Origin of the sequence: Mesorhizobium sp. J18 (genome assembly GCF_007829525.1) — a bacterium.
GTDB lineage: Bacteria > Pseudomonadota > Alphaproteobacteria > Rhizobiales > Rhizobiaceae > VLJP01.
Map to the genome: position 1 here is coordinate 108,465 of NZ_VLJP01000001.1, position 21,216 is coordinate 129,680.

A 21,216-nucleotide genomic window follows, 5' to 3' on the forward strand; every position below is an offset into this window, starting at 1 on the left:
TTCCGTCAGCCGGTGGTCGCCCGGCGATCCTCGGCCGATCGGGTGATGAAGCGGCGGATGCGCGATGCCGCCTCTTTCAGGAGATCTTCCTCCTGGCACATGCTGATCCGGATATGCCCCTTGGCGGCATCGCCGAAGCTGGAGCCGGGCATTACCGCCACCTTCTCCGTGTTAAGCAGGTCCCAGGCGAATTTCTCGCAATCGGCTTCGATGGCGCTGATGTCGAGCATCACATACATGCCGCCTTCCGAGCCGCGCACCGTGACGCCGTTGAGACCGTGGATCGCGTCGAGAAATACGGTCCGGCGGCGGGCATAGCGGCTAGCGATCTCTTCAACCCCGAAACCGTTCTCGATGGCCGCTATGGCCGCCCGCGAGACGAAATCCGGCAGGCCATAGGTGGCCACGAGATTGAGATTGGTGAGGAGCCGGACGATGTCGGCGGGGGCGGTGAGCCAGCCGATGCGCCAGCCGGTCATGCCGTGGCTTTTCGACAGCGAGTTGATGACGAGCGTCCGCTCTTTCATGCCAGGAAGAGAGCACGGCGAAATGTGCTCTCGTTCGGCGCGGAAGGTCCAGTAAACCTCGTCCGACAGCAGCCAAAGGTCATGTTTGCGGCAGAGATCAGCAATCACCTCCAGCGTGGCGCGGGTATAGACGGCGCCGGTCGGGTTGTTAGGCGAATTGATGAGGATCGCCCGCGTCTCCGGACGGATCGCCGCCGCGATCGCTTGTGTATCCGGCTGAAAACCATCCTCGGCGCGTGCCTCGACCTCCGTGAAGCTGGCGCCGGCGGCGCGCATCGTGCCGGGATAGGTCGCGTAATAGGGCGACACGACGATAGCATGCGTCTCGGGATCGAGGATCGCCTGGCAGGCGGCGAAGAGGGCGCCTTGACCGCCAACCGTTGCGATCACTTCGTCAGCGGAGGTCGGAACGCCGGTGCATTCTTCGGAAAGCTTCGCCATGCCGGCGCGCAGGCGCGGCAGACCGGGAAGCTGGACATAGTGATGATAGCCGCTGCGTACTGCCTCCACGCAGGCCTCGACGGTCTCATTCGGCGTATCGAAATCATGGTCGCCGACGGACAGCATCAGGATGTCTTCTCCCGCCTGCTTGCGGGTGAGGGCGGCGAAATGAACTTCCCACCCGTCCTTGCCGGAAGGCACAATGCCGGAAATGCGGGACGATGGCTTGGGCATGTTTTTACTCTCAAGAACCGAGGAATCTTTCTCGCCCGCCCTGCGGTGGTATGGCGGCGAGGGAAGGATACTGGCTGGCTGAAAATGGTCTGCCGGTCAAGTGACAGGGGGTGACATCACCTGCAGGACGACTGCAGTTTCTGTGCCCGGATTGCGCCATCGGAAGGGTTTCCGGCGGACGCAGTAGCTGTCGCCGGGCGACAGCCGGTGCCAGATTCCCGCGATCTCGATCTCGAACTGGCCTGAGATCACGAAACCGGCTTCCTCCGTCTGGCGTTGCGCCGGCTCGGCGAGTTCCCGACCGGGGGCGAATTCGGTGCGGATGATCGCGAAGCTGCCGCAAAGATCGGGCGAAAGCAGTTCTTCCACCACGCCAGCATCGCCGCCGGCGATCAGGCGCCGATTTTCGGCGCGCACGATCACCTCGTGCTCGCTGTCGTCGTCGCCGGCCTGGGCAAAGAAAAGGCTAACTGGCACGCTGAACTGGTTGGCAAGGGCGCGCAAATCAGAAAGAGATGGAAGCGAGATGCCCCGCTCCACCTGGCTCAGCCACCCGACCGAACGCCCGAGCTTTTCGGCAAGCCTGGATAGCGTGAGCCCGCGGGCTTTACGCAAGGCACGGATATCGCTTGCCAGAAGACGTAGCGCCTTGGCTTTTGCGCCGGTATCGGCTGTTTCTGTGAGCGATGACGGTTGCATGAAAATTCCCTCTGGAATTTCATGAAACGGAGCGATATGAAAAAATCAAGAAAAATTTCACATGCTCATTGCCGGAGAGGCAGATGCCGGCGCTCCTGCCGCATTCCACGCATGACCAACCAGATCCAAGGACGGTGAGATGCTGGCGCCCGACAATAGATATACGGATGCCGACGAAGCGGAGATCGTCGACGCTGCCATGAAGACCCGGCGCGCTGTGCGGGCCTTCCTCCCCGATCCGATAGACGAGCAGGTAATCCGCGACATCCTGGAGGTGGCCGCGAGGGCTCCCTCGGGAACGAATATGCAGCCCTGGAAGGTCTATGTGACCACCGGCGCTGTCAAACAGAGGCTTTCGGACGCAATCCTGAATTCGGGCATCCGCGCCGAGAAGGTCGAATGGGAAGAATACAAATACTATCCCGACAAGTTCTTTGAACCTTATCTGACGCGCCGCCGCGCGGTCGGCTACGCGCTCTATGAGCTGCTCGGCATCGGCCGGCGCGATGTCGACCGGATGCGGGCGCAGCACGACCGCAACTTTGTCTTCTTCGATGCTCCGGTAGGCATGATCTTCACCATAGACCGGCGGCTCAACATGGGTTCCTGGATCGACCATGGGATGTTCCTTCAGTCGATCATGATCGCTGCGCGGGGCAGGGGGTTGCATACCTGTCCGCAGGCCGCCTTCGCTCCCTATCACCGGCAGATCCGGCCGGTGCTTGGTCTCTCGGACGAGGAAATCGTCACCTGCGGCATGGCTCTCGGCTACGAGGACACCTCGAAGCCCGAGAACGAGTTGCGCACCGAACGCGCGCCGCTGGAGGAATTCGTCGCATTCATGAAGTGAAGAAGGGCTGGGCCGCAGGCCCAGTACCCCCACGCTGCAAGTTCGGATCAGGCCACCTGATAGCCGACTTCCTCTGCCCCATGGCAGAGAGCCGTCCAGAAGGAGCGGGCGAAGGAGCGGAATAGATAGATATCGAACTGTTCCTCGCCGGTGCGCTGGATCATGGCAAAAATGTCGTGATGCACGGTCGAGCGTCCCGAACCCATGGGGAAGGCGGGCAGGGCGAAATCGATGGCGAAAAACTTCGCCAGGACCCATTCGGCCTTCGGACCGGCAGCGCGGATTGCGGTGCGGCCATGGGAGAGGTCGGTAACGGTTCCGGTCTCGGCTGCCACCGCCGCCGAAAGCTTTGCGGCCAGTCCTTCCTCCTCATCGACGACAAGGAAGCGTCCCGGAGCGAAGCCGAAGGCTCCCTTGCCGGCTTTTACGAGACCGCCTCCGGCGCCATCGGGCAGGACAAGCCCCGTCGCGGATTTCACCGCTGCGAGCAGGGCGCGTTCCTCGCCAGGCCAGGCAGCCACCTGTACGATCGAGCCCGGCCTTTGCTCCGACAGGGTGACGCCGATTCCATCGGCGAAATTGCCGTGGGAGCCGGGTCGAAGGGCCGTGCCGAGGGGGGATTCACGCTCAGGCATGCATGCGGCTCCCTTCCGGATCGAACATATGGTGGCTGATGATCTCGACTGGCCCGAAGCGCTTCCTCAGCGGATCGGAGATGAAGGCACGCGTTCCGTGGCGGGACTTTCCGCCCTTCACCAGCGCCAGCCCGATATATTTCTGCAGAGCGGGCGAATAGCAGGAAGCGGTGATGTGGCCGATGCTTAGGCCGAGACCGTCGGAACCTTGCTTCTCGACGATATGCGCCCCGCCGGCAAGCGGAAGGCCGTCAAGCGAGACGATACCGACAAGACGGATACGGTCGGGCGCGATGAGGCCGCTGCGATCCATCATGGCGGAACCGATGAAGGGCTTCTTCTTCGACAGGAGCCAGTCGAGATAGAGATCGCGTGCGGTCGTACGGCCGTCGATCTCGGCGCCCGTGACATGGCCCTTCTCGATGCGCAACGTGCCGAGCGCCTCCAGGCCGTAGGGCACAATGCCGAAGGGCTCGCCCGCTTCCATCAGCGCTTCCCACATTTGCGTGCCATAACCGGCACCGCAATAGACCTCGTAGGCGAGTTCGCCGGAGAAGGAGAGGCGGCATGTCATCACCGGGATGCCGTCAATTTCGCCCTTGACGATGCCCATGAAGGGCAGCGCCTCATTATCCACCGCGGTTCCCTTGACGCAGGCAGCCAATACCTTGCGTGAATCCGGCCCGGCGACGGCAGCACCGGCCCATTCATCGGTGACGGAGGTGAGATGCACCTTGAGGTCGGGCCAGATCACGTCGAGAAAATATTCCAGATGCTGCATGACCTTGCCGGCATTGGCCGTGGTGGTCGTCATCAGAAACTCGTTCTCGCCGAGCCGCCAGGTCGTGCCGTCGTCCATGGCCAGCCCGTCCTCGCGAAGCATCAGGCCATAGCGCGCCTTGCCGACCGGCAGGGTGGAAAACATGTTGGTATAGACCCGGTCGAGGAACTCGGCGGCGTCCGGGCCCTGCACGGCGATCTTGCCCAGCGTCGAGACGTCGACAATGCCGACCGAGGAACGCACGGCCTTGGCCTCGCGGACATAGGCCTGTTCGACCGTCTCGCCGGGCTTGCCGTAGATCATCGGGCGATACCACAGTCCGGCCGAGTACATGCGCGCGCCATGCTCGACATGCCAGTCGTGCATGGGCGTCAGACGCTCGGGTCTGAGGTCACCATAGCGCTCGCCCGCCAGCGAGCCGAGCGAGACCGGGGCGAAGGGCGGGCGGAATCGAGTGGTGCCGACTTCCGGGATCGGGAGGCCGCGCGCATCGGCCATGATGGCGAGGCCGGGGATGTTGGAGGTCTTGCCCTGGTCTGTCGCCATGCCGAGCGTGGTGTATCGTTTCAGATGTTCGACGGAGATGAAGCCCTCGCGATGGGCGAGGCGGACATCCTCGGCCGTCACGTCGTGCTGCAGATCGACGAAAGCCTTGCCCTCTGTCTTGATCTCGAAGACCGGCGCGCAACCCGACTCAAGTGCGGGAGCTTCGACCTCCGGCAGTTTAGCGCGGGAGGGTCTGGCGCCCGTCGCCCAAAGTCCGACATTGCGGCCCTCTGCCAAGGCCTCGGCCGTGGTAGCGCTACCATTGAAGGCGCCGGCTCCGCGCCAGTTCTGCGTCGGCTTGGGCGGCAGGAAGGCATTGAGCGTGGCATCCCATTCCGGGCTCGCTCCGGCTTGGCTGGCAAGATGGAGCGCGGGCGACCAGCCTCCGGAAACAGCAAGCATATCGACTGCCAAGGTGCGCACGTCGCAGGTAGGCAGCCCGGTCTGGGTGTTCAGCCGCTGCACCTTGACGCCGGTGAGCTGCTTGCCGCCCGTCGTGCCGGTGACGGCATGGCCGATAATCGGCTGCACGCCTGCCTCGGCGGCCAGCGCAAGGGCGGCGGGCATGACTTCCTGTCGCACATCGATGATCGCCACAATGGCGGCGCCCGCTTTCTTCAGGGATGCGGCCGCGCGATAGGCGCTGTCGTTATTGGTGAAGACGGCGATCTTCTCGCCCGGCAGGACACCGTATTCGTTGGCGTAGCGCTCGGCGGCGCCGGCCAGCATGACTCCCGGCAGGTCGTTGCCGGGGAAGATCAGCGGCCGTTCGAGGGCACCCGTCGCTAGCACTACCGACCCCGCACGGATTGTCCAATGGCGGTGGCGCGGCGCGCCTGCGGCAGGTTCTTTCAGATGATCGCTGACACGCTCGATCGCAGCCAGCGTGTTGGAATCATAGTAGCCCCAAACCGTCGTGCGGCGCAGGAAGCGGACATTGGCCATGGCCTCCAGTGCCTCAGCCGTCTCCAGCGCCCATTGCGCGGCAGGCTTGCCGGCAATGGTTTCGCCCGACCATTTGGCCGAACCGCCCGGCAGGGCGTCGAGGTCGGCTATGACGACGCGCTTGCCGGATTTTGCCGCCGCCTCGGCAGCCATGAGKCCCGCCGGGCCGGCGCCGACGATCAGCACGTCGCAAAAGGCGTTCATCCGCGCATAGCGGGCGTCGTCCTTCTCGAAGCCGGCGCGGCCGAGGCCGGCAGCCCGGCGAATGAAATGTTCGCAGAACATCCAGAAGCGGGTGCCCTTCAACGGGCCGATGACCGGGCCCATGAAGGTCTTGTAGTAAAACCCGGCACCGAACAGTTTCCCGCCGAGCTGGTTCACTGCCCCCAGATCGAAATCGAGCGATGGGTAGCGGTTCTGGCTTTCGGCGACGAGGCCGTCATATATCTCGACCAGCGTGGCGGGCAGGTTGGGCTCGCGCACCTTGCCCTTCAGCACCGTCACCAGCGCGCTTGGCTCATCGATGCCGGCGGTGAAGACGCCGCGGGGCCGGTGATACTTGAACGAACGGCCGAACAGCGTCACTCCGTTGGCCAGAAGCGCGGATGCGAGGGTGTCGCCCGCATGGCCGGTATAAGATTTGCCGTCGAAGGTGAAACGGATCGTGCGGGCGCGATCGACGAGCCCGCCTTTGACTGCACGGCGGGCGCTCATGCTTTTGCTCCAGTAATTCGCCGCGGCGCCGCATGGTGATTGAGCTCGGCACGTGCGAAGGAGACCTCCGATATCTCGTGCGTCAATGTATTGCGGATCACGACGAGATGGGCGCGGCAGCCGCCGGAATGCTGCCAGTATTCGCGATGGTCGCCGGCCGGATTCGTCCGCTCATAGACATAGGCGTTCCACGCGGCCTGATCGGTCGACGCAGGATCGGGACGCGTGCGGTTGGCGTCACCCTGATAAGTATATTCGGAAAGGTCACGTGGACCGCAATAGGGACAGGTGATCAGCATGTGTGGACCTAATGCAGCCGGGGCGTCGCGCCCTGGCCCTTTTCGTCGATCAGGATGCCGCGGTTGAAGCGGTCGAGCGTGAACGGCGCGTTGATCGGGTGAGGCTCATCCCTGGCGATGGTCCAGGCAAAGGTCCAGCCGGAGGCCGGCGTCGCCTTGAATCCGCCGTAGCACCAGCCGGAATTCAGGTACATGCCAGGTAGCGGGCCTTTGGTGATGATAGGGGAGCCGTCCATCGACATGTCCATTACGCCGCCCCAGGAGCGAAGCAGGCGAATGCGGGCAAGGCTGGGGAACATGGCGACCATTTCGCTCATCACATCCTCGACCACTGGCAGGTTTCCCCGCTGGGCATAGGTATTGTAGCCGTCTATGTCGCCGCCGAAGACCAGGCCGCCCTTGTCAGACTGGGACATATAGAGGTGCCCCGCGCCAAAGGTGACGACGCAGTTCACGAAGGGCTTCAGCGATTCGGAGACAAAGGCCTGCAGCACATGGCTTTCGATCGGCAGCCGCTCGATGCCGGCAAGCTTCATGACGCGGCCTGTGCTGCCGGCGACCGCCACGGCCACTTTCTTCGCACGAATTTCACCGCGGGACGTGACCACGCCTGTCACCCGGTCGCCATCGCGCAGAAAGCCCGTGACCTCGCAATTCTCGATGATGTCGACGCCGCGCCGGTCTGCGCCGCGGGCGAAACCCCAGGCGACAGCATCGTGGCGGGCGGTGCCGGCGCGGCGCTGCATCAGCCCCCCGACGATGGGGAAGCGCGCCGAGCCTGAAAGGTCGAGGCCGGGAACTTCCTTCGCGATCTGGTCGGGCGTCAGCCATTCGGCATCGCCGCCGCCATGCAGCATCGCATTGCCGCGGCGGATGTAATCGTCGGCCTGGGAGGGCGAATGGGCGAGATTGAGCACACCGCGCTGCGAGAACATCACATTATAGTTCAGGTCATGGGAGAGGTTCTCCCACAGCTTCACGGAGAAATCGTAGAAGCGGATCGATTCCGGCAGGAGGTAATTGGAGCGGACGATGGTGGTGTTGCGGCCGATATTGCCGGAACCCAGCCAACCCTTTTCCACCACCGCCACATTGGTAATGCCGTGTTCCTTGGCGAGATAATAGGCGGTGGCGAGACCATGGCCCCCGCCACCGACGATCACCACGTCATAGGATGGTTTGGGATCGGGCTTGCGCCACGCGGGCTTCCAACCCTTGTTGCCGTTGAATGCGTGCTTGAGAAGCGAAAAAGCCGAGTATTCCGCCATGCGATCCCGCTGTCGATTTCCGGAATGTATGCCGAACCTATAGGCCAACAGAGCGAGCGAACGCAAATAAAGCGCCATGGCTTTTCAATCCTCCGACCTGGAATCCCCATCTTTGCCACGGCACGATCCTTCCTATGCTCGCCCCGGGCGGGCGGTGCCGGCCAGTCATGGACCATTCTGCGGCGAGGAGTGCATCCGAGTCGCGAGACTTTCCCGCGATGTCGCAAACAGGCCGAATGCGGACTTGCGGAGCGGAATATTGTCCCTGACTATTCGAAGCTTGTGAAGCAGCGGGGCCAGACCCCGCAGCTCGGTTTTGCAGGGGATGCCGGGATGAAAACGGAAGCGCGTGCGGTCGTCATCGGGGGTGGAGTGGTCGGCGTCTCGACACTCTACCATCTGGCCAAAAAGGGCTGGTCGGATGTCGTACTCATTGAGCGCAAGGAATTGACTTCCGGCTCGACGTGGCATGCCGCCGGTCTGCTGCCGCTCTTCAACATGAGCTACTCGGTCGGCCAGATCCACAAATATTCGGTGCGCTTCTACCAGGAGCTCCAGAAGGAAACAGGCATGAATGTCGGTTTCACCCAATGCTCGAATATCAGGTTGGCGCGCACCAAGGACCGGTGGGACGAATATATGTATTACGCCGGTGTCGCAGAGACGATTGGCGTGCCGGTCAACATTCTGACGCCGGAGCAGGTGAAGGAGGTCTGGCCGCTTTGCGAGACGGACGGACTGCTCGGCGCGATCCAGCACCCCGAAGACGGATATATCCAGCCGGCCGATCTCACCCAGGCGCTCGCCAAGGGCGCCCGCGACCGCGGCGCCACGATCTACCGCAACACGACGGTGACCGGCCTCGAACAGAGGCCGGACGGCAAATGGCTGGTGAAGACCGACAAGGGCGACATCACCGCCGAGCATGTCGTCTCCTGCACCGGCAATTTCGCGCGCAAGACGGGTGAGATGGTCGGCATCAATATTCCGGTCATCCCCGTCGAGCATCAGTACATCGTCACCGAACCCCATCCGGCGATTCTGGAGCGTAAGAAGCAGGGCCTGCCGGAAATGGGCGTGCTGCGCGAAAGCGACTCCTCCTGGTATATGCGCGAGGAGAATGGCGGATTGCTGCTCGGCCCTTACGAAAAGGGCGCTCCCGTCTGCTATGTCGACGGGCCGTCGGATGACAGCGAATACGAGCTTTTCCAGGAAGATCTCGAACGCCTGATGCCACATGTCGACACGGCAATCGCGCGTGTCCCAGCATTCGGCGAGGTAGGCATAAAGAAGATCTATAACGGCGCCATCGCCTATACGCCGGATGGCTCCCCGATCATCGGGCCTGCGCCGGGCCTGAACAATTTCTGGCTTAACGAAGGCCACTCATTCGGCGTGACGGCGGCCGGCGGGGCGGGATGGCAGCTTGCCGAGTGGATCGTCGACGGCGAGCCCACGATCGATATGATGGGCGTCGATCCTCGCCGCTTCGGCCCCTATGCCACGGAAGGCTACCTCAAGGAAAAGAACGAGGAAGCCTATGCCAATGTCTTCACCATGCATTATCCGGACGAGGAGCGCGCCGCCGCGCGGCCTCTGAAGACAACGCCGGTCTATGACCGGCTGAAGAAGCTCGGTGCAGTCTTCGGCTCGGTCTATGGCTGGGAGCGCGCAAACTGGTTTGCGCCAGAAGGCTATGAAGTTCCCAAGGAAGAACTCGGCGTCGGCGCCGACGTTCTGACCAATCACAACCATGCCGAGCCGCTGGAAGACGGCCGCATCGTGGAGAAATGGTCCTTCCGGCGCTCGAACTATTTCGAGCATATCGGCAACGAGGTGAAGAATGTCCATGAGAATGTCGGCGTTCTCGACATGTCGGCCTTCGCCAAGATGGAGGTGTCGGGGCCGGGCGCCCGCGGGTGGCTGGATTCGATCCTCGCCAACCGTATCCCGAAGAAGCGCGGCCGCATTGCGCTCTGCCATCTATTGACCAGGCATGGCGGCGTGAAATCGGAATTCACGGTTTATGAATGGAAGCCGGGCCGCTTCTATCTCGTATCGGCCGGCGCTTATGAGGCGCATGATCACGACGTGCTGCGCAAGCTTTGTCCGACCGATGGGTCGGTTGTACTGCAGCCGATCACGCAGATGTATGGCGTTCTGGTACTTGCCGGACCGAGAAGCCGCGACCTATTGCAGAAGCTCACGCGCACCAGCCTGGCCAACGAGGATTTCCCCTGGCTTTCTGGCAAGCCGATCTCGGTCGGTGCGGCGAGCGCGCATGCGCTACGCGTCAACTTTGTCGGCGAACTGGGCTGGGAGTTGCATCACCCGATCGAGATGCAGAACTACATCTTCGATCGCCTCATGGAGGCCGGTGCGGAATTCGGCATCAAGCCTTTCGGCATCCGCGCCATGACTGCCATGGCGATTGAAAAGAGTTACAGGCTCATCCCGCGCGAGCTTTCGATCGAATATTCTGCCTGGGAAAGCGGGCTGGACCGCTTCGTTCATCCCGACAAGGGCGATTTCATCGGCCGCGACGCTCTGGTGCAACTGCGGGAGAAAGGGCCGAGATGGACCTATGTCACGCTTGAAGTGCATGGCGTGGCCGACGCGGATGCCCGGGGCTCGGAGTCGATCCACAAGGATGGAGTGCTTGTCGGCCGTGCCACCCATGGCGGCTACGGCTGGCGGGTGGGCAAGAGTCTGGCGCTCGCCATGGTCAAGCCCGAATGCGCCGCAGAGGGCACCGAACTGGAGATCAAGATCCTCGGCAATCCGCACAAGGCGACGGTCATCGCGGAGAGCCCGTTCGATCCGGAGAACACGGCGCTGAGGGCCTGACAGGCTAGGCCCCCAGCCGTTTCGCTCACAGAAAAGGGCGCGGGATGTGGAGCGTGGGCGGCGGGCAAAAATGTCTCGCCGGTGCCCATCATTTCATTCATCGCGAAAACGTGAAGAGCCTGAAACGCGTTTCTGCTTCCCGGCTGGCCGTCGCCGAATATCATTTCCTCCATGACAGGCTGGGCCACTTCACGGAGGGGGATTTCTGGTTGCGTCGTCGCAGGCGGGGTCTGTGCCGCCCTCTTTGCGGCTGTCACGACCCCGATCTTGGCCCAGGAGCCTGTCGATGTCGAGCTTGTGCTGGCGGTCGATGTCTCCCTTTCAATGTCGCCGGACGAATTGAGAATCCAGCGCGACGGCTATGTGGCCGCCCTCACGCATGAGGACGTGATCCGAGCCATCGAGGACGGGCTGTACGGGAAGATCGCCATCACTTATTTCGAATGGGCAGGGGACAGTTCCCAGCACGTGATCGTGCCCTGGACGACGATTGCCTCTGCCGAGGACGCCGAGCGCGTTGCCTCCCGCCTTACCGCCCAGCCGCCAGGCAGCGCGCGCCGCACCTCGATTTCCGGGGCTATCAATTTCGCCAGGGATATCTTCGCCGAAAGCGCCTACAAGGGCGCGCGGCGCGTCCTCGACATTTCGGGCGATGGCCCGAACAATCAAGGATCGCGGGTGGATGTCGCGCGCGATGAACTTGTATCGAAAGGCATTACGATCAACGGCCTTCCGCTCATGACGAATGGCGGCGCGGCGAGTTCGTTCAGCATCGATGATCTCGACAACTATTATGCCCAATGCGTGATCGGCGGGCCGGGAGCCTTCATGATCCCGGTCAACGACTGGACCCAGTTCCCGGAGGCGATCCGCCGCAAGCTGGTGATCGAGCTGGCCGGCAGGAATCCATCGGATTTCCTCGTGATGACAGCGGCTTCGGAAGGCAAGTATGACTGCCTGATTGGCGAAAAGATGTGGGACGACCGCTTCTGGATGTGGAACGACCCGTAAGTCTCGCCGAAAGATAGTCGCGCTTAAGCTGCCAACAATTGCTTGCGGTCGGCACGCTCCTGCTGGGGAGAGCGGGCATAGAGTTCGCGATAGCACTTGGAAAAGTGCGAAGCCGAGACGAAACCGCAAGCGACAGCCACCTCCACCACGGGCATGGATGACTGGATGAGCAGGTGCCTGGCTCGGTCCAGGCGAACCTCCAGATAGTAGCGGGCCGGCGAGCGTCCCATCTCCTGACGGAAAAGGCGCTCGATCTGCCGGCGTGAAAGTCCGACACTTTCGGCGATTTCCACGAGCGACAGCGGCTCGGAGAGATTGGCCTCCATCAGCTCGATAATGGTCAGCACCTTGGAATTCTGCACGCCAAGCCGCGCCCGCAGAGGCAGGCGCTGACGGTCCGAAGGGCTGCGCACCCGGTCGGTCAGCATTTGTTCGCAGACGCTGTTGACCAGATTGTCGTCGAAGTCCTCACCAATGAGCTTCAGCATCATGTCGAGCGCTGCCGTGCCACCGGCGCAGGTATAGATGTTGGAATCGATCTCGAAGAGATCGGCAAAGACATTGGCTTTGGGAAAGGCTTCGGCAAAGCCGGGCAGGTTCTCCCAATGGATAGCACAGCGCTTGTTGGCAAGCAGGCCGGCGGCTGCGAGAACATGTGCGCCGGTGCACAGGCCGCCCAGCGCCACGCCGCGATTGTATTCCTCGCGCAGCCAGGCGAAGACCGTCTTGTTCGAGTAGCGGTCGGCATTGAGGCCGGTGCAGACGATGACCATGGAAGGCCGGTCCTGTCCGGTCATCTTCTTTCGCTCTTCCTCCAGAGATGAGTTGACCGCCACCTCGACGCCGTTCGAGGCGCGCACGGGCTTGCCGTCCACGCTGGCCAGCCGCCAGGAATAAGCCTCATAACCGAGCATGCGATTGGCCGAGCGCAAAGGGTCGAGCGCCGTGGCAAAGGCGATCATCGTGAAATCAGGAATGAGAAAAAAGACGATCGATCTTTTGACGGCGTTCTTTGGCGTCATCCAAACCTCCCCGCTAACCAGCAGGCCATGTCGCGATCAGCAAAGCGTCATCAGGAAAACGCTTTTCTGTCAATGGCATGTGGCTGCGGAAAGAGACAAATTTCATCGCTCTTCGGGATTCTGCTCAATACGCAAACCGCCGCGCGGGCAGGCAGCCGGCACGGCGGTCACAGAAATGGCTACGGGCCTGCGTCAGTTGACGATAAAGCCAAGGCGGGAGGCTGCGAGCGCCCCGGTCTGGCCGGGCATCGTCTTGGCGAGCCGCTGGCGTTCCAGTTCGGTGGTCAGGTTTGTTTCATGGCGTCGGCGCAGGACGCGGCCAAACAGTTTCATCATCTATCTCCATCGGCTGCCGGATCGGCTGTTGCCGCCGGTGATCGTTCGTTCGCTGCTCATATAGGAGTGCCTAAGCGGCGCATACGCGTCAAAAGCGAAGCACAGGATAGGAAATGCGACATGGCGTGATGCCGGTCTCTAGAAGCGCTTCCGGTGGCTCTTTATCTGCCCTTCGTTCGTCGGGCTAGTCCGTCGGCGGCCGGTTCGCGCCTGCTCCATGATGGCGCTGTATTCGATGAAGAAGTGGCGCAGGGTTGTGAAAATAGACATTCGCCGTCTCCGATCCTGTCTCTTCCGACCGGCCGCCTGTCATCAGGCCGTCTTGCCGGCAGCCCTCAGGCGGCCGGTCGTAGTTCTTGCATCGTCGCAGTTGAGGGTCATGAACGGTCGAGTCCACTCATTCTGGGACCCTTCGGGGCATAGGAGCCAGGCCAACCGATATCCTTGCGGATTTCCGCTGGCAGGCTGCCAATCAGCCGCGCGGTGCGTGTACGCTGACGGTCGACCCGGTAAGCTTCGACATAGTGGCTGATGATCGACAATATCGACATCTCTCTTCTCCTTCTCGCTACCGGCTTCTGTCCGGTCGCTATTGACTATGGGGGGTAATTGATATTCAATCAAACGAAATGAAGTGAAGCTTTCGTTCAATGTTTTTGATAAGAGGAATCGATGAACGCCCCGCTCAATCACCCCCTCCCGCTGCTTGAACTGGATGTGCTGCGCACCTTTGTCGCTATAGCCGAGACGGGCAGCTTCACGGCTGCCGCAAATGCGGTATTCCGCACGCCTTCGGCGGTCTCCATGCAGATCAAGAAGCTGGAGGAGGTATTGGGCCGCGCGCTGTTCCTGCGGGATGCGCGTTCGGTCTCGCTGACCACGGATGGCGAGATGCTGTTGACCTTCGCGCGGCGATTGCTCGCAATCAATCGCGAGGCGGTGTCGAAATTCGTCATGCCGGATATCAGCGGCATTGTGCGGCTTGGCTCACCGGATGATTTTGGCGAAAGGGTGCTGCCCAATGTCTTGAAGCGCTTCGCGCAGTCGCATCCGGCGATCGCGGTGGACGTGGTGATCGATCAGAGTTCCAATTTGAGAAAGCGGTTGGCAGCGCGCCAATTGGACATCACGCTGCTTACCTGCTCGGATAATGCTGGCAGTACGGATGTGGAAATCCTGCTTACGGAGCCGATCGTGTGGGCTGGCGCCAAGGGCGGCTGCGCCCATATGCGCGAACCGCTGCCGGTATCGCTTTGGGAGGAAGGCTGCATCTGGCGGGCAGGGGCGCTTGATGCGTTGAGCGGGGTGGGGCGCAAGTTCCGCGTCGCCTATATGAGCGCGCATACGGCGGGGCAGCGGGCGGCGATCCTTTCCGATCTGGCGGTCGCACCCTTGCCGAAATCCTTCATAGGCGATGATCTGGTCGAACTCGGTCCGAAAGACGGTTTGCCCCCGATGGGCAATTATCATCTGGGCATGATCGTTGCGCCGGATGCCAGCGCTCCGGTGAAGGCGGCAGCCGATCATATCCGGGCGACATTCGACATTTTCCGGCAGACCGGCCGGTTCTAGCAGCCAGCACCGGGAATTCCCCAGCCGTTCCAGAGGCTGTCATCGGATTGTTGATCAAGGAGAAGCCCGATGGGAACGCACGAGCAGCGCGACACATTCGCGGGCGTTCGTCTTTCGAGCCCCGACAAGGTTTTGTTTCCCGAGCAGGGCGTTACCAAGGCCGATCTCGCAGCTCACTATGAGAGAGTGGCCGCGCGCATCTTGCCCTTTGTCGAAAAGCGGCTGATCAGCCTTGTGCGCTGTCCGGAAGGCAGCGAGGGCCAATGCTTTTTCCAGAAGCACGAGTCCAAGGGCTTTCCTGATGCGATCAGGCGCATGGATATTGTCGAGAAGGACGGACAGAAAGACAGTTATCTCTATGTCGACGATCTGGCCGGCATCATAGCCGCAGTCCAGATGGGCACTCTCGAATTCCACATCTGGGGTTCGCGCATCGATCGGCTGGAATATCCTGACCGCTTGGTCTTCGATCTCGATCCTGACGAAGGGCTGACCTTTTCCGATGTGCGGGAGGCGGCATTCGACGTCCGGGAGCGGCTGGAGCAGATCGGGCTGAAGTCGGTGCCGCTGGTGACCGGAGGCAAGGGCATTCACGTCGTCGCGCCGCTGGAGAGGCGGGCCGAATGGCCGGAGGTGAAGCAGTTCGCCCATGATTTCGCCAAGCAGATGTCGGGAGAGGAGCCCGATCGGTATATCGCGCAAGCCTCGAAGGCGAAGCGCAAGGGCAAGGTCTTCATCGACTATCTGCGGAACGAGCGCGGAGCGACGGCGATCGCGCCATATTCGACACGGGCAAGAACGGGCGCGCCTGTCGCAATGCCCGTTTCCTGGGAGGAATTGACATCGCTGAAGGCCGCTAACAGTTTTCATATCGGCGACATGGCCGCTCGGCTGGAACAAGCCGACCCCTGGGCCGAAGCCATGGGGTGGAAGCAGTCGATCACGAATGCCCTGCTGAAGGCTGTCGCCGGATAACCTCACGAGGGCGAGACGGTTTGCCTCATGTTTGTCACAGAAATCTTGTGACCACGTGTGGCGCTCTGCTGCCGCGCCCGATCAGGCCCGAGCGCGGCGCCTTTCGCGGCGCCCGGCAGGAGCCGTTGCCGCACCGCTTTCGCCGGCCGTCTTGTTGCGCATGGGGCCGACGCGCGAGACAATGTCGTCGATGGTCGGCCGGCTCGCCTTGGTATGGCTGTCAAGCGCCGCACGCATCGCTTTCAGATGCTCGAAGGATGTTCCGCAGCAGCCGCCGATAATCTTCGCGCCACCGTCCACGGCGAGGCGGACATAATCCGCCATCAGTTCGGGCGTGCCGGAATAATGAATTTCGGAACCCCGGAATTCGGGGATGCCGCAATTGCCCTTGACCACGATGGTTGCATCCGGCTTCGCTTCCGACATATCGAGCAGTGCAGCCAGTATATCGGAAGCGCCAACGCCGCAATTGGCACCGACCGCGACCGCTTTTGTATCGAGCTCATCGACCACGCCATGGATATCCTTCGGCGCGAGCCCCATCATGGTGCGGCCGGCCGTGTCGAAGGACCCCGTGTAGGTGTAAGGCAGGCCGACACGGATAGCGGCCTCGGCAGCAGCCTTGATCTCGCCGGGGGCCGACATGGTCTCGATCCAGGCGACCTCGGCGCCGCCGGCCCTCAGGCCCTCGATCTGCTCGGCAAAGGCATCGACAGCCTCTTCATAGGTGAGGGCGCCGAGCGGCTGGAGCAACTCGCCCGTTGGGCCGACGGAACCGGCCACGATAACCCTGCGGCCGGCGGAGGACGCAACCTTGCGGGCAAGTTCCGCCGCCTTGCGGTTCAGCTCATACACGCGGTCCTGCGCACCGTGCAGCTTCAGCCTGTGCCGCGTGCCGCCAAAGGAATTGGTCAGGATGATGTCCGCACCGGCATCGACAAAGCCCTGATGCAGCGCTTCCACCTTTTCCGGAGCGCTCTCATTCCACAGTTCAGGCGCCTCGCCCGACTGCAGGCCCATGGCGAAAAGATTGGTTCCTGTTGCACCATCGGCCAGCAGGACGCCTTTTTCGGCCAGCAGCGCGTCGATCGGGTTGTCCATGGGAGGCTTATCTTCCAAAATTTTCATATCGAGATAATCATATAAAGAAATCTTTATATGGCGTCAACGCGCCGCGAGATGCGATGGCTAAATGCGATCCGTCAGGCGAGCTTGAGTGACGAGACGAATGCCGCGGCCTCGTCCGCGTTCACTTCCGCGCTGCGGATGAGAAAATCGAAATGCCGCGTCAGGGTCGTCACCGGCTGCGTCGCATTCAGCACAAGATACATGCCGCCGACATAGATCGCGGCGCGGATCGGGCCGAAAATCGTATAAGGGATCGAGAAGCGTTTCGCCCCGTCATAAAGAAACAGGCGAAATGTAGGATAGAGGTCGTCCAGCAGCCGCACCATGTGATCGATTTGCTTCACACGGATGCTTTCGGGCAGATCGGACCAGATGCCCTGTCCTTTGGCAAATATCTCCAGAGTCTGCCTTGGCATGCAGACCTCCATGTCGGTCTCCGGCCGGCGATTGTAATCGATCCTGTACTGCGCCTCATCGATCTGGGTGGCGCGGTTCTGTTCGGCCGCCTCCGCTTCATAGGCGATGACGGCTTCCGTCCGAAGCAGGTCGGGAATGCCTGCCGGCACATAGCGAATCTTGGTACCGACGGCCTCGGCATGCCATTTGGCAAGCAAGGTACGATCGAAGCCGCCGGGTGCCTCGGCAATTTCCAGGCTGGCGCGCAATTCGCCCGTGACTCCCTCGTCATGGCTCAGGCCCAAAAGCCAGTCGAGTGACACCTTGTGCTCTGCGGCGATATTGAGCAGGGTTTCCGCCCGGGGGAGGCGTGTCGCCGTACCGGAAAGAAGCTGGGAAAGAGCGGAGCGGTCAATACCGATTGCCGCTGCAAAGGCCGATTGGTTCTGGCCTGAGCGCGCCATGAGCGCTTTCAGGCGGTCGCGAAACAGATCGGCAAGATCACGCTTGTCCATGGAAACCTGCAATGTGATTTATCGACTCTAATGTTTACTATAATAAACAATCGCAATATTTGATGAGCAATATAAACATTTTGTGCGCAAAATCGCATTGCGGGCCGGTGGCATGCTGACAGTATTGTGTCAGCAGATCAAAAGGATTCGGACCACAGAAGCGCGAAAAGCGCGGGTTCAGGGGCAGCGATGACTCGCAAAAAGGGGAACCGGCATGTCGGCCCGCCGGCTATCGAGTGGCCGACAATCTTTCTCATCATAGCCTGCTATGCGGCATGGGCCGGAGCCGGCTTTCTGCTTTGGCCGGAATGGCCCTTGGCATCCCTGGCCGTCCTCATCCTCACCGTAGCCATGCAATCCTCGCTGATGCATGAATGTCTGCATGGCCATCCTACGCGCAATGCTGTGGTCAACGAAGCTCTGGTCGGACTGCCGATCGGGCTCGTCTATCCCTATCGCCGGTTCAAGGCGTTGCATCTGCGCCACCATGCGGACGAGCGGCTGACCGATCCCTTCGAGGACCCGGAAAGCTATTACCGGGCGCTCTGGCAATATGAGGAACTGCCGCGCATGGTGCGCTTCATGCTCGCCGTCAACAATACCATGATCGGCCGCTTTTTCTTCGGGCCGCTGATTACGAATGCCGGCTTCATCTCTTCGGAGGTGAAGCTGATGCTCGACGGTGACCGGGTGGTGCGGAAGGCATGGCTTCTCCATTGCCTGGGCCTGGCGGTGGTTCTGCCGATCGTGGTTTATGGCTTCGGCATGCCGATCTGGCTCTATGTGCTCGTGCCGGCATGGTTCGGACAGTCGATCATCTCGATCCGCACTTTCGCCGAACATCAATGGTCGGAGCGGCCCGATGGCCGCACCATCATCGTTGAGCGTTCGCCGCTCTCGATCCTGTTTCTGAACAACAACCTGCATCTTGTGCATCACAAGATGCCGACGGTTCCCTGGTATCGTCTGCCGGCCCTGTTCCGCTCGCGCCGTGAGGAATGGCTGAAGATGAATGGCGGCTATGCCTATCCGAACTATTTTGCGCTTCTGACGGACTTCGCCTTCAAGGCGAAGGAGCCGGTGCCACATCCGGTGCTCCGCCGCACGCCGGAGCAGGGCCGTGCGTTCCGGCCTCGGGTTCTCGGCCGCTCCTTCACGGGTGGCGGCACAGTGCCTGTGCCGGCAAAGCCGCCCAAGGAATGACGTCGAGCTTGCATTCGGTATATCTGAGGCTCGATAAGGCGGCATGAGCGATTTCATCGCCGCTTTGCCAATGTATGACTGGCCTGAGGTGCAATCGGAGACGGATGCGCACTGGGCGGTGTTGCGCGAGGAACTGCTTAGGCAAGGGATCGACGCCCCCGAGCGCCTGGTGCGACGAAACGCGGATATGCCCGCAGTGCCTGGAGGCATCCGCGATGCGGCCGGGGCGGTCATCGCGTCCGATCCGGCGACACTCCCGCCTGACGAACTCGACCTGCATACGCTATGGAGACATCCGCGGTTGCTATTTGCTCAGACCTGCTGGGGGCCGATGGAAATGGGCCTTTCCGCCCATGTGCGCGTCGTCGGCCAGCCGGATTATTCGGAATTCCAGGGTGGGGAGGGGGAGTTTTATTCCAGCGCCGTGTTGATGCGGTGGGCAGACTTTGCTGAAACCCAGCTATCAGAGGGGGGGACTTCAAGACACGACGCTCCCGACGGTGCCAAACCAGACAAGGCCGGCGCATCGTCTCTTCCCCTCGATCTCCTCCGAGGCGCCCGTCTTGCCTTCAACAGCGGTGATTCCATGTCCGGCGTCATTGCGCTGAAGCGCGATCTCGAGGCGATGGGCGGGGGGCTTCACATCTTCCGTGAGCGCATCGAAACAGGGGGACACCGCGCCTCGATCATCGCCGTTGCCGATGGCAGGGCGGATGTATGCGCCATAGACTGCCGGACCTGGGATCTCGCCCGCCGCTTCGAGCCGAAGGTGGCGGAACTTCGTGTCGTCGGCTGGACCGCTAGACGCAAGGGATTGCCTTACATTGCCGGCCTGAAGGCGCCAGTGTTCTCGTTGCGCTTCTGAACTGGGACCGCGCTTTAGGCTCCTTTCCGGAATTGCTCACGAAAGGCGTGGATCAAGAGGATAGCTTGAAAGCTTTTCCGTGCCGGTTTCGGTGACAAGAACCTGTTCCTCGAGCTTCACGCCCTCGCGGCCGCCGAGCCGGCCCGTATAGCTTTCCACGCAGAGTACCATGCCGGGCTGCAGCGGCTCTTCCGGGGCGTGTTCGTCTATATCCTCCGGGTGGTAGACGCTTGGATATTCATCGCACAGGCCGACGCCGTGGATCAGAACGCCGTAGCGGTTGGGCCGGCAGTCCGGAGGCGGTAATCGGCAGGTCTGGGACAGTTCAAGCAGCGTCACGCCCGGTTTGATCAACCCGGTATTGTAAGCGATCTGGTCGGCCGCAATGCGGTAGAGATCGCGCTGTTCATTGGTCGGCTGGCCGTCACCGGCAAGCCAGGTGCGTGAGATGTCGCAGCAATAACCATAAGGGCCGATAAGGTCGGTATCGAAAGCGACGAGGTCGCCGTTCTCGATGATGCGCGCCGAGCATTCCTGAAACCACGGATTGGTGCGCGGGCCGGAGGCGAGCAGTCGCGTCTCGGCCCACTCGCCGCCGCGGACGAGATTGCCGCGATGAAGCACGGCCCATAGCTCGTTTTCGCTGATACCAGGCGTCAGCGCCGCTTCCATTTCGGCCACGGCGCGCTCGCAGGAATGGATAGCCCTGCGCATGCAGCGCAACTCATGCTCGGTCTTGATCATGCGCACGCGCTCCATGACGGCCTCGCCGTTATGGATGGAGATGCCGCAAGCGGAGAGGGCGGCTGCTGGCTCCGGATCGAGATGATCGACGGCAAGACGGCGATTGCCGCCGCCATGGGCCGTGGCGAGATCAGCGATCTCGGCCGCCCAATCCCGCGCCGCGCCCACAGAATCGTCACCGGCAAACATGTAGATCATGCTTTTGGCGGGGCGCACCTCGTCCACCATGCCGGTGTGATCGGAGAGGTGAAAACAATTCTGGAATTCGAAGAGGACCGAAGGCCCCTCCGTTGCCACGAACAGGTAACGGCTCGCATTGTGCGCCGTCCAGACCTGCATATTGGTGTGGTCTGCGGCATAGCGGATGTTGAGGGGGTCGTAGAGCAGGATGCCGGCATAATCGCGACGCGTCAGCTCGTGGCGGATGCGCTCCAGGCGCAGCTTGCGCATGGCCGGCAGATCCGGATCGGCCAAGCCGGCCTGACGCCACTCGCCTTCCGCAAGATCGCCATAGCCGATTGCATGCCAGTTCTGCGCCGAGGCTTTTGCACGTGCCTCCATCCAGAGCTGCTCATATTCCTCCGGCGTCCACGGCGTTTCCTGTGTCTCGAAGGGCGCGATCTTGCGCTTGTGGCGTCCGAAATTAGCGGTCGAGTCCATGGC

The 21,216-nt window shown here is 61.7% G+C and carries 20 protein-coding genes; 7 read left to right on the top strand and 13 right to left on the bottom strand.

The window, feature by feature from the left end; translation table 11 throughout:
• Positions 1-5 precede the first annotated feature (5 nt).
• The gene (locus tag L598_RS00505; protein WP_144858980.1) at positions 6-1,202 is read right to left on the bottom strand and encodes a pyridoxal phosphate-dependent aminotransferase; all 1,197 of its coding nucleotides are present in this window, start codon (positions 1,200-1,202) and stop codon (positions 6-8) included.
• A 96-nt stretch (positions 1,203-1,298) separates the two neighbouring features.
• Positions 1,299-1,901: an XRE family transcriptional regulator gene (locus L598_RS00510; protein WP_144858982.1), complete on the bottom strand. Its 603-nt coding sequence runs from the start codon at positions 1,899-1,901 to the stop codon at positions 1,299-1,301.
• A 139-nt stretch (positions 1,902-2,040) separates the two neighbouring features.
• Here L598_RS00510 and L598_RS00515 point away from each other — a divergent pair, with 139 nt between their 5' ends.
• Complete coding sequence (locus tag L598_RS00515) at positions 2,041-2,751, top strand: nitroreductase (RefSeq protein ID WP_144858984.1); 711 nt, start codon at positions 2,041-2,043, stop codon at positions 2,749-2,751.
• A gap of 47 nt (positions 2,752-2,798) precedes the next feature.
• Here L598_RS00515 and L598_RS00520 read toward each other — a convergent pair whose 3' ends face one another.
• The 4 genes from L598_RS00520 to L598_RS00535 are packed head-to-tail and all read right to left on the bottom strand — an operon-like array spanning position 2,799 to position 7,939.
• Positions 2,799-3,386, bottom strand: coding sequence for a sarcosine oxidase subunit gamma (locus L598_RS00520; RefSeq protein WP_144858986.1), 588 nt, complete (start codon positions 3,384-3,386; stop codon positions 2,799-2,801).
• The gene (locus L598_RS00525) at positions 3,379-6,372 is read right to left on the bottom strand and encodes a sarcosine oxidase subunit alpha family protein (protein WP_144858988.1); all 2,994 of its coding nucleotides are present in this window, start codon (positions 6,370-6,372) and stop codon (positions 3,379-3,381) included. The genes L598_RS00520 and L598_RS00525 overlap by 8 nt, the downstream gene beginning before the upstream one ends.
• On the bottom strand, positions 6,369-6,671 hold the full coding sequence (locus L598_RS00530; protein WP_144858990.1) for a sarcosine oxidase subunit delta family protein: 303 nt from the start codon (positions 6,669-6,671) through the stop codon (positions 6,369-6,371). Before L598_RS00530 ends, L598_RS00525 begins: the two co-directional genes overlap by 4 nt.
• A gap of 8 nt (positions 6,672-6,679) precedes the next feature.
• Entirely contained in the window at positions 6,680-7,939 is a 1,260-nt protein-coding gene (locus tag L598_RS00535; RefSeq protein ID WP_144859348.1) for a sarcosine oxidase subunit beta family protein, read from the bottom strand.
• Positions 7,940-8,272: 333 nt separating this feature from the next.
• Here L598_RS00535 and L598_RS00540 point away from each other — a divergent pair, with 333 nt between their 5' ends.
• Both L598_RS00540 and L598_RS00545 read left to right on the top strand, forming a co-directional pair.
• Positions 8,273-10,786, top strand: coding sequence for an FAD-dependent oxidoreductase (locus L598_RS00540; protein ID WP_144858992.1), 2,514 nt, complete (start codon positions 8,273-8,275; stop codon positions 10,784-10,786).
• A 171-nt stretch (positions 10,787-10,957) separates the two neighbouring features.
• On the top strand, positions 10,958-11,797 hold the full coding sequence (locus tag L598_RS00545) for a DUF1194 domain-containing protein (RefSeq protein WP_144858994.1): 840 nt from the start codon (positions 10,958-10,960) through the stop codon (positions 11,795-11,797).
• A 23-nt stretch (positions 11,798-11,820) separates the two neighbouring features.
• Here L598_RS00545 and L598_RS00550 read toward each other — a convergent pair whose 3' ends face one another.
• The 4 genes from L598_RS00550 to L598_RS21335 all read right to left on the bottom strand — a co-directional run bounded on the left by L598_RS00550 (position 11,821) and on the right by L598_RS21335 (position 13,706).
• Positions 11,821-12,819: a GlxA family transcriptional regulator gene (locus L598_RS00550; protein WP_144858996.1), complete on the bottom strand. Its 999-nt coding sequence runs from the start codon at positions 12,817-12,819 to the stop codon at positions 11,821-11,823.
• A gap of 192 nt (positions 12,820-13,011) precedes the next feature.
• Positions 13,012-13,152: a hypothetical protein gene (locus L598_RS21330; RefSeq protein ID WP_186444891.1), complete on the bottom strand. Its 141-nt coding sequence runs from the start codon at positions 13,150-13,152 to the stop codon at positions 13,012-13,014.
• Between the two features lie 141 nt (positions 13,153-13,293).
• Positions 13,294-13,425, bottom strand: coding sequence for a hypothetical protein (locus tag L598_RS21900; protein WP_281407346.1), 132 nt, complete (start codon positions 13,423-13,425; stop codon positions 13,294-13,296).
• A 107-nt stretch (positions 13,426-13,532) separates the two neighbouring features.
• Positions 13,533-13,706: a hypothetical protein gene (locus tag L598_RS21335; RefSeq protein WP_186444892.1), complete on the bottom strand. Its 174-nt coding sequence runs from the start codon at positions 13,704-13,706 to the stop codon at positions 13,533-13,535.
• A gap of 121 nt (positions 13,707-13,827) precedes the next feature.
• Between L598_RS21335 and L598_RS00555 the strand changes: the two genes are divergently transcribed.
• Positions 13,828-14,727 (top strand): LysR substrate-binding domain-containing protein, encoded by a 900-nt coding sequence (locus tag L598_RS00555; RefSeq protein ID WP_144858998.1) that lies wholly within the window; start codon positions 13,828-13,830, stop codon positions 14,725-14,727.
• Positions 14,728-14,796: 69 nt separating this feature from the next.
• Positions 14,797-15,702, top strand: a complete 906-nt coding sequence (ligD, locus tag L598_RS00560) for a non-homologous end-joining DNA ligase (protein ID WP_144859000.1) — start codon at positions 14,797-14,799, stop codon at positions 15,700-15,702.
• Between the two features lie 81 nt (positions 15,703-15,783).
• Here the strand turns inward: ligD and bmt are convergent, their stop codons facing one another.
• Both bmt and L598_RS00570 read right to left on the bottom strand, forming a co-directional pair.
• The gene (bmt, locus tag L598_RS00565; protein WP_144859002.1) at positions 15,784-16,803 is read right to left on the bottom strand and encodes a betaine--homocysteine S-methyltransferase; all 1,020 of its coding nucleotides are present in this window, start codon (positions 16,801-16,803) and stop codon (positions 15,784-15,786) included.
• A 101-nt stretch (positions 16,804-16,904) separates the two neighbouring features.
• Entirely contained in the window at positions 16,905-17,741 is an 837-nt protein-coding gene (locus L598_RS00570; RefSeq protein ID WP_144859004.1) for a helix-turn-helix transcriptional regulator, read from the bottom strand.
• A 189-nt stretch (positions 17,742-17,930) separates the two neighbouring features.
• Between L598_RS00570 and L598_RS00575 the strand changes: the two genes are divergently transcribed.
• Both L598_RS00575 and L598_RS00580 read left to right on the top strand, forming a co-directional pair.
• Complete coding sequence (locus tag L598_RS00575) at positions 17,931-18,944, top strand: fatty acid desaturase (RefSeq protein WP_144859006.1); 1,014 nt, start codon at positions 17,931-17,933, stop codon at positions 18,942-18,944.
• A 43-nt stretch (positions 18,945-18,987) separates the two neighbouring features.
• Positions 18,988-19,809, top strand: a complete 822-nt coding sequence (locus L598_RS00580) for a PhnD/SsuA/transferrin family substrate-binding protein (protein ID WP_144859008.1) — start codon at positions 18,988-18,990, stop codon at positions 19,807-19,809.
• A 36-nt stretch (positions 19,810-19,845) separates the two neighbouring features.
• On the opposite strand, the gene L598_RS00585 is transcribed toward L598_RS00580, so the two are convergent.
• A complete protein-coding gene (locus tag L598_RS00585; protein ID WP_144859010.1) occupies positions 19,846-21,213 on the bottom strand; it encodes a Xaa-Pro peptidase family protein in 1,368 nt (455 codons plus the stop codon).
• Positions 21,214-21,216 lie beyond the last annotated feature (3 nt).

Coding starts and splice junctions, on each gene's coding strand:
- L598_RS00550 (WP_144858996.1), bottom strand. CDS start 12,819: ATGACGCCAAAGAACGCCGTCAAAAGATCGATCGTCTTTTTTCTCATT.
- L598_RS00540 (WP_144858992.1), top strand. CDS start 8,273: ATGAAAACGGAAGCGCGTGCGGTCGTCATCGGGGGTGGAGTGGTCGGC.
- L598_RS00520 (WP_144858986.1), bottom strand. CDS start 3,386: ATGCCTGAGCGTGAATCCCCCCTCGGCACGGCCCTTCGACCCGGCTCC.
- L598_RS21900 (WP_281407346.1), bottom strand. CDS start 13,425: ATGTCTATTTTCACAACCCTGCGCCACTTCTTCATCGAATACAGCGCC.
- L598_RS00585 (WP_144859010.1), bottom strand. CDS start 21,213: ATGGACTCGACCGCTAATTTCGGACGCCACAAGCGCAAGATCGCGCCC.
- L598_RS00505 (WP_144858980.1), bottom strand. CDS start 1,202: ATGCCCAAGCCATCGTCCCGCATTTCCGGCATTGTGCCTTCCGGCAAG.
- L598_RS00580 (WP_144859008.1), top strand. CDS start 18,988: ATGAGCGATTTCATCGCCGCTTTGCCAATGTATGACTGGCCTGAGGTG.
- bmt (WP_144859002.1), bottom strand. CDS start 16,803: ATGGACAACCCGATCGACGCGCTGCTGGCCGAAAAAGGCGTCCTGCTG.
- L598_RS00545 (WP_144858994.1), top strand. CDS start 10,958: ATGACAGGCTGGGCCACTTCACGGAGGGGGATTTCTGGTTGCGTCGTC.
- L598_RS21335 (WP_186444892.1), bottom strand. CDS start 13,706: ATGTCGATATTGTCGATCATCAGCCACTATGTCGAAGCTTACCGGGTC.
- L598_RS21330 (WP_186444891.1), bottom strand. CDS start 13,152: ATGAAACTGTTTGGCCGCGTCCTGCGCCGACGCCATGAAACAAACCTG.
- L598_RS00515 (WP_144858984.1), top strand. CDS start 2,041: ATGCTGGCGCCCGACAATAGATATACGGATGCCGACGAAGCGGAGATC.
- L598_RS00530 (WP_144858990.1), bottom strand. CDS start 6,671: ATGCTGATCACCTGTCCCTATTGCGGTCCACGTGACCTTTCCGAATAT.
- L598_RS00575 (WP_144859006.1), top strand. CDS start 17,931: ATGACTCGCAAAAAGGGGAACCGGCATGTCGGCCCGCCGGCTATCGAG.
- ligD (WP_144859000.1), top strand. CDS start 14,797: ATGGGAACGCACGAGCAGCGCGACACATTCGCGGGCGTTCGTCTTTCG.
- L598_RS00510 (WP_144858982.1), bottom strand. CDS start 1,901: ATGCAACCGTCATCGCTCACAGAAACAGCCGATACCGGCGCAAAAGCC.
- L598_RS00570 (WP_144859004.1), bottom strand. CDS start 17,741: ATGGACAAGCGTGATCTTGCCGATCTGTTTCGCGACCGCCTGAAAGCG.
- L598_RS00535 (WP_144859348.1), bottom strand. CDS start 7,939: ATGGCGGAATACTCGGCTTTTTCGCTTCTCAAGCACGCATTCAACGGC.
- L598_RS00555 (WP_144858998.1), top strand. CDS start 13,828: ATGAACGCCCCGCTCAATCACCCCCTCCCGCTGCTTGAACTGGATGTG.